Source organism: Vitreoscilla stercoraria DSM 513 (genome assembly GCF_000382305.1).
Lineage (GTDB): Bacteria > Pseudomonadota > Gammaproteobacteria > Burkholderiales > Neisseriaceae > Vitreoscilla > Vitreoscilla stercoraria.
In genome coordinates, this window is record NZ_KB908038.1 from 1 (window position 1) to 14,226 (window position 14,226).

A 14,226-nucleotide genomic window follows, 5' to 3' on the forward strand; every position below is an offset into this window, starting at 1 on the left:
GAAGCTGACCGTTTGGTCTGTTTCGTTTCTGTCTCAGCAGCGAAGAAACCGAATATTACAGAAACACCGAAAACCCGTCAACACCTAATTGTAAAAATATCCTCAAAATAAACCATATCCTCTGTTTTTATTAATAATTTTATTTACATTTAAATAAAATTATTCATTTTTTAATTCAAAAGACTTCCTTCTACACTCAGAAACACCTTAAAAAACTTTCTAAATTATGGCGACTCCATCAATAACGGTCTTTGTATCTCAATACCACATCTTTTAAAACCATCACACCTGACTCCACCATGCCCAAAGTTTACAAAAATATCCATACCTATATAAAAACACAGATATAGAAGATGATTAAAAAATGAATTTCAATTCAATATTAATTAATTAGTTAATACGTTATATTTTTAAAACTCAGATCCTCAATTAATACTCATGAAGCCTATTAATTCAAATAATTATTGTTTTTTAATTGGCCTCTAAATCCATTTCATTTAAAAATAAATGTCATTTATTTGATAAAATCGAAACATAAATATTTTGTAATAAAACATTTTTTTTGGTTGCCAACCCTCTATGCATCACATATAGTGAGCGCAGATATCGAGCACAGACTCCATATCTACTACAGAGCCAAGCACCACAAAGGCCGAAAAAGAGAAGAGAATAGACAAAACAGGCTGTGAACTTAACCGTTCACAGCCTGTTTGCGTTAATGCTGTCATATTATCTCGATATAGCCTATAAGACACGGCTACCAGCTAAAATAATTTCAAAAACAAACTTACTACCTAAATAAGCCAAAACCAACGAGAGAAAACCCATAATCACAGCAATCGAAACTTTCTTACCTCGAATACCTTGCCGCCAACGCAATAGCAAAATCACGGCATAAATCAACCATGAAACCACACCAAAAATCATTTTGTGTGTCCACATAAAAGCATGTCCAAACACAGCCTCAGAGAACACCATGCCACTAGCCAAAGACAAAGTCAGTAGCACAAAGCCAACCAATAACGCTTGAAACATCAGTTTTTCAATGCTTAATAAAGGAGGCAAAAAAGAAATCGCTGGAGTTAAATGATTGCCCCGTAAATGACGACTTTGCCATAACATTAACCATGCTAATAAAGTGGCCAAGGCAAACAGGCTATAAGCCAATAAAGAAGAAACAATGTGACTACCAAATGCCCAATTGCTTACTTGAATGCCTGCATGGGTATTGGGCACAAAATAATCTACCAATAAACTGAATACGGCTAATGGAAATAAGAACAGCTGCAATCCTTGCAGCCTGTAAAGAAAACTGCCACTCCAATACCAAATCAAAGTCATCCAGCTCAATACCGCTATAGCATGTCCAAAGCCTAGCAATAATTGCCCTACTTCGACCATCGGCCACCACAACCAAAAACCATGGATTGCCAACACAGGCAATAAAATCATCAATTCTTGTTTTTTAGGATATGCGTGAGCAGGTCTGGTACGCCAAAACTGGACAACAAAGAGTGACAAAGCACTGTAAATGAACAATAAGCAAACAAATACAAGCGTCATTGACAATCTTTCTGGCGCGCTCATGTCGCAAACACACCCTGTCGTGTAAAATAGAATGATTTTATCAGGAACACCCTTGCGGTGCAGACAAATTCTCTAGAGGATATCCATGTTAGACAATCTATCCAGCCGTTTGGGTCAATTAGCCAAAACCATGCGTGGCCATGCACGCTTAACTGAAGACAATATCAAGGATGCATTGCGTGAAGTACGCATGGCTTTGTTAGAGGCGGACGTGGCTTTGCCTGTGGTCAAAGATTTTGTGGCTTCAGTTAAAGAAAAAGCCATGGGTCAAGAAGTTTTGGGCAGCTTAACACCTGGTCAAGCTTTTATTGGTGTGGTCAATGACTCTTTAACTGAGTTGATGGGCAAACAAAACGATGCCTTAAACTTGGCAGCAGTCCCTCCAGCTACTATTTTGATGGCAGGTTTACAAGGTGCTGGTAAAACCACCACCATTGGTAAATTGTCTCGCTTATTGAAAAATGACCAAAAGAAAAAAGTTTTGGTCGTTTCTGCCGACGTTTACCGTCCTGCAGCCATTGAACAATTGCGTTTGCTCGCCGATCAAGTGGGCGTCGAATTTTACCAATCTAATTCTTGGGAAGATCCAGTACAAATCGCCAAAGACGCTCAAGATTATGCTAAAAAACACTTCTTTGATGTGTTGATGGTCGATACTGCGGGTCGTTTGGCCATTGATGAAGTATTGATGGAAGAAATTCAAAAAATTCATGCTGCCATCAACCCTATCGAAACCTTGTTTGTGGTCGATGCCATGCAAGGCCAAGATGCGGTGAATACAGCCAAAGCATTTGATGAAGCTTTGCCTTTGACTGGCGTGATTTTGACCAAAATGGACGGCGACTCTCGCGGTGGTGCGGCTTTGTCTGTGCGCCATGTTACTGGCAAGCCGATTAAATTCATCGGTGTGGGTGAAAAAGTAGATGGTTTAGAAGCATTCCATCCAGACCGTTTGGCCAGCCGTATTTTGGGCATGGGCGATGTATTGACCTTAATTGAAGACGTACAAAAAGGTATCGACCAAGAAACCGCTGCTGCCATGGCGAAAAAATTGCACAAAGGCAAAGGTTTTGATTTGAACGATTTCAAAGCTCAAATCGTGCAAATGCGCAATATGGGCGGCATCGAATCTATTATGTCGAAAATGCCTGGTCAAATTGGTGAAATGAGCAAACATGTTCCTGAAGGCACCGCAGAAAAAGCGATGGGACAAGTGGAAGCCATCATCAACGCGATGACACCAAAAGAACGCGCCAATCCGGCTTTGATCAAAGCCAGCCGCAAACGCCGTATTGCTATTGGCTCTGGCGTGACGGTGCAAGAAGTCAATAAAATGCTCAAACAATTTGAACAATCACAAAAAGTGATGAAACAGTTTAGCAAAGGCGGTATGGGCAAGATGTTGAAAATGGCCAAAGGCTTAAAAGGCATTTTGCCAGGTCAATAAACCATCCAACATTCAAAAAGCGTCCTGTAACATTTACAGGACGCTTTTTTTATACAATAAATACCCTATCAAAGCTGCATACTAAATAAGATTTGTGGATGAACACTGGATGCACCTGTATAAGGATTCACGTGCAAAGCCAAAACATACAAACTCATTGCCACCATGATTGCATACCAACCCACCGCTCTGCGCCCACCTTGTAGGCGATCTGCATGTATGGCAGCCACCGCCAATTGCACTAGCAATGAAAACACAATTAAAAAACACCACTTATAAGCATTGATATTGGATGCTCCAATAGCCAAACGCTCATTGCGTGCGTCTTGCAATTCGTCAAAATCATCAATCATGCGTGCGGTAATCGTATCAGGCGTATTGCCCGCATCAGCGCGAGCCAATAAACCCATACGAATGGCTTGTAATGCTTGCTCTACTTCGCTATTGGGTGCCGCATTCAAATCTCTGCCCCATTCAAATTGAGACACCGAACTGCGATACACCGTCAACTGTTGGTGCAATATCCCATCATTCAAAGCCTCTATTTGCGTCATGCCTAACAATCGGCTCAAAGACGAACGCTCGGCACTGGCCGCTTGAGCCGCTTGATTATTCACACTCCAAATATCAGAAGCGACAAAACCAAACGCCAATGCCCAAGTGGTGGCCAGAGTCGATAAAAAAACAGGAATAGGCATGGTATTGCTGTCAGCCTGAGCTTGGCGCATGAAGCGGCGCAAAGACATTGCACCAAACAAAAACAAAAGCACTGCCAAGCCTACAAAACAAATCAACAACCATAATGGGTGCCATGTGAAAAAACCATGCATGCCATCACTCCCTTACGAAGGTCATTCCAATCCACAATCCTGTTTACGCCAAAATCTCATCACGCCATAAATCGCTCACATTTTCGCGACGACGTACCAAGGTTTCTTGACCTTCACATACCAAAATTTCAGCTGCTTTACCACGGCTATTGTAATTGCTCGCCATAGATGAAGCATACGCACCTGCGCTTTGAATCGCCAAAAGATCGCCTTCAACCACAGCCAATTGGCGGTTTTGCGCTAAAAAGTCTCCTGTTTCACAAATAGGACCGACCACATCTGCCAAAACAGTCTCTACATCGTTGCGCGGCGCTACCGCCACCACTTCATGGTAAGCTTGATACAATGCAGGACGCATCAAATCATTCATCGCCGCGTCGACAATCACAAAATTTTTGGTCTCTCCTTGTTTGACAAATTCAACTTGCGTTAACAACACACCCGCATTGCCCACCAAAGAACGCCCCGGCTCCATCACCAAATGTTGTGGACGACCTTCTAACAAACGCGCTACCGAATCTGCATAAGCTTGCAAATCAGGCTGGGTTTCATCACTGTACACAATCCCCACGCCACCACCGATATCAATGTGTTGGAGCACAATGCCTTCGGCTTCCAATTGGTCTACCAAAACCAATAAACGCTCTAACGCTTCGGTCAATGGGCTCAAATCAATCAATTGCGAACCAATGTGACAATCAATACCGACAATCTGCAAATTTTCCAAACTCGCCGCATGACGATAAGCTTGCAACGCATCGACAAACGCAATGCCAAACTTGTTTTCTTTCAGGCCGGTTGAAATATAAGGATGGGTTTGCGCATCGACATCAGGATTGATGCGCAAAGAAATCGGAGCTTGCACACCCATTTTTGCTGCCACACTATTGATACGGTCAAGTTCTGGCAACGACTCAACATTGAAACACAACACACCCGCTTGCAAAGCATCCTGAATTTCAGCCGCACTTTTGCCCACACCTGAAAAAATCACTTTGCCAGCATCGCCACCTGCCGCCAAAACTCGCGCCAACTCACCACCTGACACAATGTCAAAACCCGAACCCAAAGAAGCAAAATGTTTCAGGACGCTTAAATTGCCATTGGCTTTCACTGCGTAACAAATCAATGGTTGGTTTTTAGCAAATGCTTGTTGGTAAGCTTGGAAAGCTTGCGTTAACGCCGTTTGGCTATACACATACAAAGGTGTGCCATAAGTTTTGGCCAATTGCGCCAAAGAAACCTGATCAAAATGCAAACTGTTGTCGATAGACTGAAATAAACTCATGTTAGAAATCTTAATCTTTAGTAATTAAAAGGTTGTGGCCCATTTTGTAAAGTTGGCGGCACTTGATTAGGACGACGATCAATACCGAATCCGGTTTGAATCACGCCAAAGGTTTGCTTGTCGTTTTCTTTAGGCAGATACAACGAGCCTTTGTAACCGCAAGCACTCAGTAATGCGCACAAAGTGCACAACCAGATGACTTTCACACCTTATTCCTTCACATAATGGTTTGACCATGATTCATTGCAATGGCAATTGTGTTCCACTTTAACTCATGGCAAGATGGGCAATCTTAACAAAATACAACGTCAGACACCATGAGCATGAACGAAACAGAATTTGTCCGCCTGTCAGAAAACATTTTTGATTACATTGATGAATACATTGGCGACCACTTTGACGAGTTTGACACCACCAAAAATGGCAATGTCTTAACCATAGAGCACGAAGATGGCGCACAAATCATTGTCAACCGCCACACCGCCAACCAAGAGTTGTGGATTGCAGCCAAAAGCGGCGGTTACCATTTTCATTTTGAAAATGGCGCTTGGGTTGCCACGCGTGACGGCAGCGAGTTTTTCACAGTTTTGTCTGAAGCAGTCGGCAGCTTAATCAACCATACAGTGAGCATTCCCGCTTACACCGAATAAATTTTCCCCATATTCATTTCCACTCAAAAACATCTGCTACATTCTATTGAATAGAACGAGCAGATGTTTTTTAAGCGTATGAATGTGGGTTTTAAGGCAGTCGTTTTAATTTAAGATTTTTCACAAGGAAAGTTTTTCATGTCTGATTTGCACTACACTCACATTCAAAATCCACAACAATTACCGTCACACCAACAAAAAATACAGGACGCTTGGCACTTACACAACCAACTTCGTCCTCAGTTTTTGACCGATGCAGAAAAATATGTGGATTACATCGCTTTATTGCTGTCAGAAAGACAGCAGTTTTTGATAGTACAAAATGAAAGTGGTCAAATCATTGGCTTGGCATTGTTCAACATGCACCACAATACTTATCAAGGCAAAATTTTGTTTTTGGAAGACTTGGTGATTGATGAAAATTTGCGCGGTACGGGCGTCGGTGAACAAGTTTTAAAACAATGTGAACACATTGCCAAAGAAAACGGTTGCAGCCATTTGTCCTTAGATTCTGGCGTGTTTCGCTCTCGAGCACACAAATTTTACTTCACTCATGATTACATTGCCGATTGCTTTCATTTTTCTAAAGCCTTGGCATAAACCCTTATTGCGCCATATGATTGAAGCGTCCTGTAAAGGTTTACAGGACGCTTTTTATTAGCTATTCATTTTTAGCCGCGCTGAGCACAGTGTCTGCCGCCCCACATTGATGGCAATATTGGTTGAACGCATTTTTACGGCTTTGGCACACACCACAAGCATGAAACAAACCGATGCCACAATGCGGACAAAAATCCAAATGCGGGTTGTTAAAGTCAGTTGGTCGCTCACACGATGGACACACCGCTTTGGCAATGCGTGTGTGCGCCATGTCATAACTCAATTGTTGCTGGCGTTCGCTGCTGGGCAAGGCTTCTTCCAATTGTTTACGCTCCAAATAACGGTTCATCGCCACAATAGCATACCGCCCAATCAAAACTGTCAGCACAATGCCCACACCATAACGCACATAACCGCCATAGCTTGGCAAATACGGTACCAATTCCACAAAAAACGCAAACAGCGCAAAATAAATAAAGCCCCACACAAACGGCCACCACTTGGATTGGCGTTGCTTTAAAAACAAATACGTTGCCACCAAAAGCAATGGCAATGTCAAAGCCAAACGGTATAAAAACACTTGCAATTCAATTTGGCGATCTGCTGCATCTTTCAAATTTTGGGCTTGTTCTCGCAATTTTGTGATTTTGTCATCGACCTCGCTCAATTGTTGTGTGGCATTCAAATTTTGTTGCTGTAATGCCTCCACTTCCATTTGCGCTTGACGCTCTTGCTGCTTGAGCGCATCCAATTTTTGCGTACGCGCCAACACTTCAGGATTTTGATCCGATTGTTCGGTTACGGCACGAGTCGCCAACCAATTGTTCAAACTGAATTGCTCAGATTGGGTTTGATTGCGCCGCTGCTCCCATGTCAATTGCGCTTGTTCAGAAGCGGCCTGTAAACGAGTTTGTTCGGCTTGCAAACGGTTTTGCTCTTGCTGCAAAGGTAAGTATTGCGGTGCATCCAGATAAGTATCCACATTTTGATAAGGCGTCACTTGCGGTAAATCACCGACAATTTTGCCACCCAATCCAATTAGAAAACTGGCAAATACCAACGCCACCAACCACAAACCGCGCCGAAACCATTTTTCAGGTAAGCGATTGGACGAAACTGTTTGTTTTTTAATGCGCATGCGTTTCTCCTCAAAATGACATTGCAAATCAACACACAGTGTAAGACCAGCGACACCTTGACCATACTTCATTTATTTAAGTAGCATTTTTTAATGCTTGTGTGTGCAAACCATAACAAAGCGTCCTGTAAAGTTTACAGGACGCTTTAAAATACCATCAATGTCATTAACCCCAAAACATATATGCCACAAAAATGGCCGCCACCACACCCGCCGCTTCTGACAACAAAGCGCAAGGCAAAGCATGGCGAATGTTTTTAATCGCAACAGAACCAAAATACACCGCCAATACATAAAACGTGGTTTCGGTAGAACCTTGAATCACACACGCCACCCGCGCGGCAAAATCATCAGCACCATTGGTTTGCATCAATTCCACCATCAAACCACGCGCGCCCGAACCGCTCAAAGGCTTCATTAACGCAACAGGCAAAGCTTCGACAAATGCCGTATCCAAGCCCATAGATGCCACAATCCAAGCAATGCCGCCAACCAAATAATCCATCGTGCCCGAGGCGCGAAACACCGCGATGGCGACCAAAATCGCCACCAAATACGGAATAATATTCACAGCCACCTGAAAGCCTTCTTTGGCACCATCGACAAATGCTTCATACACATTGATACGTTTGAAAAATGCCAAGGCAATGAAAGACACAAACAAACCAAATAAGACAAAGTTACCCACCACGCGCGAAATCACTTGGATTTCTTCGGCCTGTAAACCTGAAAAATAATACAAAGTGCCGCCGATTAACGCAGACAAACCGCCCAAATACGCCAAAATGGTTTTGTCGAGCAAATTGATTTTTTGGCACCACGCCACCGTCAGCAAAGCCACTAACGTAGAAAAAAATGTCGCAATCAAAATCGGTAAAAACACATCCGAAGGCATTGCCGCACCCGCTTCTTGGCGATACGCCATGATAGAAATTGGCAATAACGTTAAGCTGGATGCATTCAAAACAATGAACATGATTTGTGCGTTGCTGGCTGTGTCTTTGTTGGGATTGAGCTCTTGCAATTCCTTCATCGCTTTTAAGCCCAAAGGCGTGGCCGCATTGTCCAGCCCCAAAGCATTGGCAGAAAAATTCATCAATATCGAACCCAAAGCAGGATGGTTTTTTGGCACTTCAGGAAACAATTTGTTGAAAAATGGACCAACCAAACGCGCAAAAATGTCTATCATGCCGCCACGCTCGCCGATTTTCATAATGCCAAGCGCAAACGTCATCATGCCAATCAAACCCAACGAAATCGATGCACCCGTTGCCGCACTGTCAAACATCGCTTTGACAATGCTTTCAAAAATCATGGTGTCGCCGCCGAGCAATTTCACGCAAGCGACCACAAATGTGATTAAAAAAAACGCCACCCAAATATGACTCAAAACCATATTTCTCCCCTTGTGCGTTAAACATGCATCAAAAAAAGCGTCCTGTAACATTTACAGGACGCTCATTATTTTATAACTAAGCCAAAATACCATCCAATGCCGTTAGCAAAGCTTGGTTTTGTTCGGCTGTGCCAATGGTAATGCGTAAAAAATCGGCAATGCGTGGCTTTTCAAATTGGCGCACCAATACCGCACGCTCACGCAAAGCCGCCAATAATTCTTTGCCTTGGTGTTGTGGGTGGCATGCAAATACAAAATTGGTCGCGGAAGGCAATACTTCAAACCCGCGCGCTTGCAAGGCAGCCGTCACCACATCGCGCTGTGCCATCACAGCCGCGCGACATTCTTGGAAATACGCCTCGTCTTCAAACGCGGCAATGGCTGCCGCTTGCGCGACTTTATCGAGCGGATAAGAATTGAAACTGTCTTTGACGCGTACCAAACCATCGATCAAAGTGGCTGAACCCAACGCAAAACCAATGCGCAAACCTGCCAATGAACGAGATTTGGACAAAGTTTGCACCACCAATAAGTTGGGATATTGGTTTAACAAAGCGCGGGCAGAATCGGCACCAAAATCGACATAAGCTTCGTCAATTAATACCACAGTTTGGCTAAAATGTTGCAATACACGTTCTAACTCAAACAAAGGCAAAGCCACGCCTGTTGGCGCATTTGGATTGGCAATCACCACACCTGCGACGCTGCTTGGATCTATCGCCAAATAGTCGTCAATGTTCACACGCAAACCATCGTCCAACGCCACTTTTTGACATTCAATCCCAAACAATGCGCCATAAACGGTATAGAAACTGTAAGAAATATCAGGAATCAACAAAGGTTTTTGTTTGACGAAAAAGGCACGAAACGCATGCGCCAACACCTCATCCGAACCATTGCCCACAAACACTTGGCTTTCATGCACTTCATGGTATTGCGCCAAAGCGTCCAATAATTGACTCGATTGTGGGTCGGGATACAACTGCAAACCACTTTGCGCCGCTTGTGCTATCGCCGCCATCACTTTGGGTGACGGACCAAATGGGTTTTCATTGGTATTGAGTTTGACCAAATTGGCAATTTTAGGCTGCTCGCCTGGGACATATGGGTGCAATTGCGCAATGCCATCGCTCCAAAACACAGAATCCACACAACTTCCTTCCATTTTTCATCGCACTGCAAAAAACAATAATGTAGTGAGTTTTACACCGAAACACAAGCGTATGCCCCACAATACAAAAGCGTCCTGTAAGTTTTACAGGACGCTTGTGATGGTCAATTCAGCAAAATTATTGCTGTTTCAAACCTTTTTTATAGTATGGATAGCACAAAGCCAAAGCAATGAACCAAACAGGCGTTGCCAACAAACCAATACGGGTATCAGGCTCTTGCCAGAACAATACCAATACGAAAGCAAAAAATGCCATCGTCGCATAACACATTGGCACACCAAATGGCATTTTGTAATTAGATGCCAAATGTGCTTCAGGACGCACTTTGCGGTATTTCAAGTAAGACAACAAAATCACTGTCCACACAAAGAAAAAGCCAATGCTTGAAATGGTGGTCACGATGGTAAACACGTGCATCACATCGCCATCTGCATAAAGCAATGCCACGCCAATCAACAACAAAGCACAAGAATAAATCAAACCATTGCGTGGCACACCATTGCTAGACAATTTACCAAATGCTTTTGGTGCCAACTTGTTTTCAGACAAACCAAACAACATGCGGCCTGTAGAGAACATACCACTGTTTGCCGAAGACAAAGCTGAGGTCAATACCACAAAGTTAATCATGGCAGCGGCTGCACCAATACCAATCAAAGTAAACATATTCACAAATGGGCTCTTGTCAGCTGCAACCGAGCTCCAAGGCGTTACTGTCATGATGACAGACAATGCCAATACATAAAACACAATCACACGCACTGGGATTTTGTTAATCGCTTTAGGCAAGGTTTTGTGAGGATCCGCTGTTTCCGCAGAAGCCGTACCGACCAATTCAATACCTACAAATGCAAACACCGCAATTTGGAAAGCTGCAAAGAAACCAGACAAACCGTGCGGTAAAATACCATCATTCCACAAATTCGAAATTTGCGCTTTGTCGCCTGTTGGACCTTCAAAACCAGTAGCAATCAAGTAAATACCACAGCCAATCAAAGCCACAATCGCCACGATTTTAATCAAAGCAAACCAAAACTCCAATTCACCAAACAATTTTACCGACAACATATTAAATGCCAACAAGAAAGCAATACACATCATGCCTGGCAACCACAATGGAATATCAGGCCACCAAAATTGCGCATAACCTGTAATGGCAACAATATCAGCGACACCAATGACCACCCAACAAAACCAGTATGTCCAACCGACAAAATAGCCCACAGTTGGACCTAACAAATCGGCCGAGAAATCCACAAATGATTTGTATTCCAAGTTGTGCAGCAACAATTCACCCATTGCTCGCATCACAAAGAACAAGAAAAAACCGATAATCATATAAGTGAACAAAACCGATGGTCCAGCCAAGCTGATGGTTTTGCCCGAACCCATAAACAAGCCGGTACCGATGGCACCGCCAATAGCAATTAATTGCAAATGGCGATTCTTTAAGGTTCGTTGCAAACCTTCGGAATGATGCTCAGACATAAAAAGTCCTCTTCTAAAAATCAATTTACCATGACGATATTAATGCAACCCTATTGTTTTTATTGAGTTGCAGAAAAGACCGTCACATTAACATAATTTAATATCTTTTTCTTTATATCTGCCATGTTTTAATTATCAAAACCACTACATTAAAATATACTAAACGAATAAAAAATCCTTCTAAGCCATTTTTTAAAATAAAATTTATATATAAATAAATTAAGCACTTTTTATTTGACCCATATAAAAACCAAATCTTAAGACCCTGATACGACAAAGAAATACAAGCCATCAAACAAGCCTTTTAAATCAAACAAACATGGTGATTAGGACTTATTTAATCAAGCAATGTTCTCAATTTGCTTTGTAACAAAACTAAGGTCTCTCGCCATAAAAAAACCTGTTGCAAGCAACAGGTTTGAAAATATTTTGAATTTTAAGACCCAATTTCACACTTAATGATGCAAAATCTTCGCCAAAAATTGCTGCGCACGTTCGCCACGAGGCGCACCGAAGAATTCATCTTTGCTGCAATCTTCCTCGATAATGCCTTTGTCCATGAAAATAATGCGGTCGGCCACTTGTCGTGCAAAACCCATTTCATGTGTGACACACATCATGGTCATGCCTTCTTTTGCCAAACTCACCATCACATCCAAAACTTCGTTAATCATTTCAGGGTCAAGTGCTGAAGTCGGCTCATCAAACAACATGGCGATAGGATCCATAGACAAAGCTCGGGCAATCGCCACACGTTGTTGTTGACCACCTGACAATTCAGCTGGATATTTATGCGCATGGGCACTCAAACCCACGCGATCCAAATATGCCAAACCTTTTTTCTTCGCCTCGTCCATAGAACGACCCAAAACTTTGACTTGTGCAACAGTCAAATTTTCAGTGATGCTCAAATGTGGAAACAATTCAAAATGCTGAAACACCATGCCCACACGGCTACGTAATTTAGACAAGTCGGTTTTAGGGTCTGCAATAGAGGTACCATTAACGATAATGTCACCTTTTTGAATTTCCTCCAAACCATTGACGGTTTTAATCAAAGTGGATTTACCGGAACCAGAAGGTCCACATACCACCACCACCTCACCTTTATTGATAGTGGTATTACAATCGGTCAATACTTGAAACTGCCCATACCACTTGCTGACATTTTGAATGTCAATCATGACTTCACTCATACACGTAACCTCTCATGCAATTTTTTCACGCCGTATGTAGCCAACAAGCTGATGGCAAAATACACCAATCCGGCAAAAATAATGTAACTTTCCAACATACCACCTGCCAAATTTTGACCACGCACATTGGCAGCGCGGAAAAAATCTGTAATACCAATGGCAACCACTAAAGTCGAATCTTGAAACAAAATGATGGTTTGCTGTAACAACAAAGGCAACATTTTGCGAAAAGCTTGCGGCAAAATCACCAACCGCATGGTTTGCCCATAAGTCATACCTAACGCATAAGCTGCAAAGGTTTGACCACGACTGATCGATTGAATACCCGCACGCACGATTTCAGAAAAATACGCGGCTTCAAACAACATAAAAGCCACCACTGCCGATTTAAATGCAATGTCGCCTTGAATGTATTTACCTGTAATGCCTGTATAGATAAACGGTACCGCAAAATAAAACCACATCAATACCAATAGCAATGGAATCGAACGAAATGTATTAACGTAAAATTTCGCAATCGCAGCAAAAGGCTTAAATGAAGACAAGCGCAATAAAGCTAAAATAGTACCAATCAACACACCGCCAATAGTGGCTGCAATCACAATTTGGATGGTTTTTAAAAACCCATCCCACAATAAGGGCCAAGAAATGGCCAAATCATCGAAAAACATATTATTTACCTCCCGCAATCAAACCTGGAACGCGCAATTTGCGTTCTAACAAGCCCATTAAGGCGATGAGGCTTAAATTCAACACAATGTAAACCAATGTGGCATAAGCATAAATTTCGATGGTCGCTTGTGTATATTCACTGATGGTTTTGACTTGGCTAATCAATTCAGATACGCCTACCAAAGAAGCAATCGAAGCATTTTTAAAACAGTTAGTCAGTTCCGAACTCAAAGGCGGTAAAATCACGCGAAAAGACTGTGGCAAAATCACAGTTTTGTACAATTGCGGTGTCGTAAAACCCAAAGCATAACCCGCATTTTTTTGACCCTTAGGCAAAGATTCAATACCTGTGCGTACTTGTTCACAAATACGTGCAGCGGTAAACAAACCCAAACCAATACTGGCAGAAATCAAAGCAGACGTATTAGATGGCAAATCTAGCCACCACAAACGCATATTCTCTGGCAACAATGTTGGCACTACGTAATACCAAACAAACAATTGAATTAACAATGGTATATTGCGAAATACGGTCACATAAGCCGTTGCGACCTTACGTGCCATAGGATTTGGCAAAGTACGCATCACACCCAATGTTGTACCCACTGCCATGGCAATAATCCAAGCAATGATACCAATGGTCAATAACCAGCCTAAACCTGTAAAAATCCAATCGAGATAAGTTTCATCACCAATGCCCGTAGCTTGTGACAAAACACCCCAATTCCATGTGTAATTCATATCAACCTCCCTTACTATAAA

The 14,226-nt window shown here is 42.5% G+C and carries 14 protein-coding genes; 3 read left to right on the forward strand and 11 right to left on the reverse strand.

The window, feature by feature from the left end:
* Positions 1-744: 744 nt before the first annotated feature.
* Positions 745-1,563, reverse strand: a complete 819-nt coding sequence (locus H150_RS0112515; protein ID WP_026353703.1) for a cytochrome C assembly family protein — start codon at positions 1,561-1,563, stop codon at positions 745-747.
* Between the two features lie 109 nt (positions 1,564-1,672).
* On the opposite strand from H150_RS0112515, the gene ffh reads away from it, so the two are divergent.
* A complete protein-coding gene (gene ffh / locus H150_RS0112520) occupies positions 1,673-3,034 on the forward strand; it encodes a signal recognition particle protein (protein WP_019959400.1) in 1,362 nt (453 codons plus the stop codon).
* Between the two features lie 68 nt (positions 3,035-3,102).
* Here the strand turns inward: ffh and H150_RS0112525 are convergent, their stop codons facing one another.
* From H150_RS0112525 to lptM, 3 genes are read right to left on the reverse strand one after another with little or no spacing between them, the layout of a single operon-like run.
* Positions 3,103-3,864: a bestrophin-like domain gene (locus H150_RS0112525; RefSeq protein ID WP_019959401.1), complete on the reverse strand. Its 762-nt coding sequence runs from the start codon at positions 3,862-3,864 to the stop codon at positions 3,103-3,105.
* Positions 3,865-3,907: 43 nt separating this feature from the next.
* Positions 3,908-5,152, reverse strand: coding sequence for a diaminopimelate decarboxylase (gene lysA, locus H150_RS0112530; protein ID WP_019959402.1), 1,245 nt, complete (start codon positions 5,150-5,152; stop codon positions 3,908-3,910).
* A gap of 17 nt (positions 5,153-5,169) precedes the next feature.
* A complete protein-coding gene (gene lptM / locus H150_RS0112535) occupies positions 5,170-5,358 on the reverse strand; it encodes an LPS translocon maturation chaperone LptM (protein WP_019959403.1) in 189 nt (62 codons plus the stop codon).
* A 117-nt stretch (positions 5,359-5,475) separates the two neighbouring features.
* On the opposite strand from lptM, the gene cyaY reads away from it, so the two are divergent.
* Both cyaY and H150_RS0112545 read left to right on the forward strand, forming a co-directional pair.
* Positions 5,476-5,802: an iron donor protein CyaY gene (cyaY, locus tag H150_RS0112540; RefSeq protein ID WP_026353705.1), complete on the forward strand. Its 327-nt coding sequence runs from the start codon at positions 5,476-5,478 to the stop codon at positions 5,800-5,802.
* A 138-nt stretch (positions 5,803-5,940) separates the two neighbouring features.
* The gene (locus H150_RS0112545) at positions 5,941-6,402 is read left to right on the forward strand and encodes a GNAT family N-acetyltransferase (RefSeq protein ID WP_019959405.1); all 462 of its coding nucleotides are present in this window, start codon (positions 5,941-5,943) and stop codon (positions 6,400-6,402) included.
* A 61-nt stretch (positions 6,403-6,463) separates the two neighbouring features.
* Here H150_RS0112545 and H150_RS0112550 read toward each other — a convergent pair whose 3' ends face one another.
* From H150_RS0112550 to H150_RS0112580, 7 genes are all read right to left on the reverse strand, one after another.
* Positions 6,464-7,540: a hypothetical protein gene (locus H150_RS0112550; protein ID WP_019959406.1), complete on the reverse strand. Its 1,077-nt coding sequence runs from the start codon at positions 7,538-7,540 to the stop codon at positions 6,464-6,466.
* A 166-nt stretch (positions 7,541-7,706) separates the two neighbouring features.
* Entirely contained in the window at positions 7,707-8,936 is a 1,230-nt protein-coding gene (locus H150_RS0112555; protein ID WP_019959407.1) for a nucleoside recognition domain-containing protein, read from the reverse strand.
* 76 nt (positions 8,937-9,012) lie between these two features.
* Positions 9,013-10,086 (reverse strand): histidinol-phosphate transaminase, encoded by a 1,074-nt coding sequence (hisC, locus tag H150_RS0112560; protein WP_019959408.1) that lies wholly within the window; start codon positions 10,084-10,086, stop codon positions 9,013-9,015.
* Between the two features lie 139 nt (positions 10,087-10,225).
* Complete coding sequence (cycA, locus tag H150_RS0112565) at positions 10,226-11,596, reverse strand: D-serine/D-alanine/glycine transporter (protein ID WP_019959409.1); 1,371 nt, start codon at positions 11,594-11,596, stop codon at positions 10,226-10,228.
* Between the two features lie 455 nt (positions 11,597-12,051).
* On the reverse strand, positions 12,052-12,780 hold the full coding sequence (locus tag H150_RS0112570; protein ID WP_171461227.1) for an amino acid ABC transporter ATP-binding protein: 729 nt from the start codon (positions 12,778-12,780) through the stop codon (positions 12,052-12,054).
* Between the two features lie 8 nt (positions 12,781-12,788).
* The gene (locus H150_RS0112575) at positions 12,789-13,463 is read right to left on the reverse strand and encodes an ABC transporter permease subunit (protein ID WP_019959411.1); all 675 of its coding nucleotides are present in this window, start codon (positions 13,461-13,463) and stop codon (positions 12,789-12,791) included.
* Position 13,464: 1 nt separating this feature from the next.
* Positions 13,465-14,205, reverse strand: a complete 741-nt coding sequence (locus H150_RS0112580; protein WP_019959412.1) for an amino acid ABC transporter permease — start codon at positions 14,203-14,205, stop codon at positions 13,465-13,467.
* Positions 14,206-14,226 lie beyond the last annotated feature (21 nt).

What these genes read in the sequence shown, in the direction of transcription:
- cyaY (WP_026353705.1), top strand. Translation starts at nt 5,476, where the DNA reads ATGAACGAAACAGAATTTGTCCGCCTGTCAGAAAACATTTTTGATTAC.
- cycA (WP_019959409.1), bottom strand. Translation starts at nt 11,596, where the DNA reads ATGTCTGAGCATCATTCCGAAGGTTTGCAACGAACCTTAAAGAATCGC.
- lysA (WP_019959402.1), bottom strand. Translation starts at nt 5,152, where the DNA reads ATGAGTTTATTTCAGTCTATCGACAACAGTTTGCATTTTGATCAGGTT.
- ffh (WP_019959400.1), top strand. Translation starts at nt 1,673, where the DNA reads ATGTTAGACAATCTATCCAGCCGTTTGGGTCAATTAGCCAAAACCATG.
- H150_RS0112575 (WP_019959411.1), bottom strand. Translation starts at nt 13,463, where the DNA reads ATGTTTTTCGATGATTTGGCCATTTCTTGGCCCTTATTGTGGGATGGG.
- H150_RS0112580 (WP_019959412.1), bottom strand. Translation starts at nt 14,205, where the DNA reads ATGAATTACACATGGAATTGGGGTGTTTTGTCACAAGCTACGGGCATT.
- H150_RS0112555 (WP_019959407.1), bottom strand. Translation starts at nt 8,936, where the DNA reads ATGGTTTTGAGTCATATTTGGGTGGCGTTTTTTTTAATCACATTTGTG.
- H150_RS0112515 (WP_026353703.1), bottom strand. Translation starts at nt 1,563, where the DNA reads ATGACGCTTGTATTTGTTTGCTTATTGTTCATTTACAGTGCTTTGTCA.
- H150_RS0112545 (WP_019959405.1), top strand. Translation starts at nt 5,941, where the DNA reads ATGTCTGATTTGCACTACACTCACATTCAAAATCCACAACAATTACCG.
- H150_RS0112570 (WP_171461227.1), bottom strand. Translation starts at nt 12,780, where the DNA reads ATGATTGACATTCAAAATGTCAGCAAGTGGTATGGGCAGTTTCAAGTA.
- H150_RS0112525 (WP_019959401.1), bottom strand. Translation starts at nt 3,864, where the DNA reads ATGCATGGTTTTTTCACATGGCACCCATTATGGTTGTTGATTTGTTTT.
- H150_RS0112550 (WP_019959406.1), bottom strand. Translation starts at nt 7,540, where the DNA reads ATGCGCATTAAAAAACAAACAGTTTCGTCCAATCGCTTACCTGAAAAA.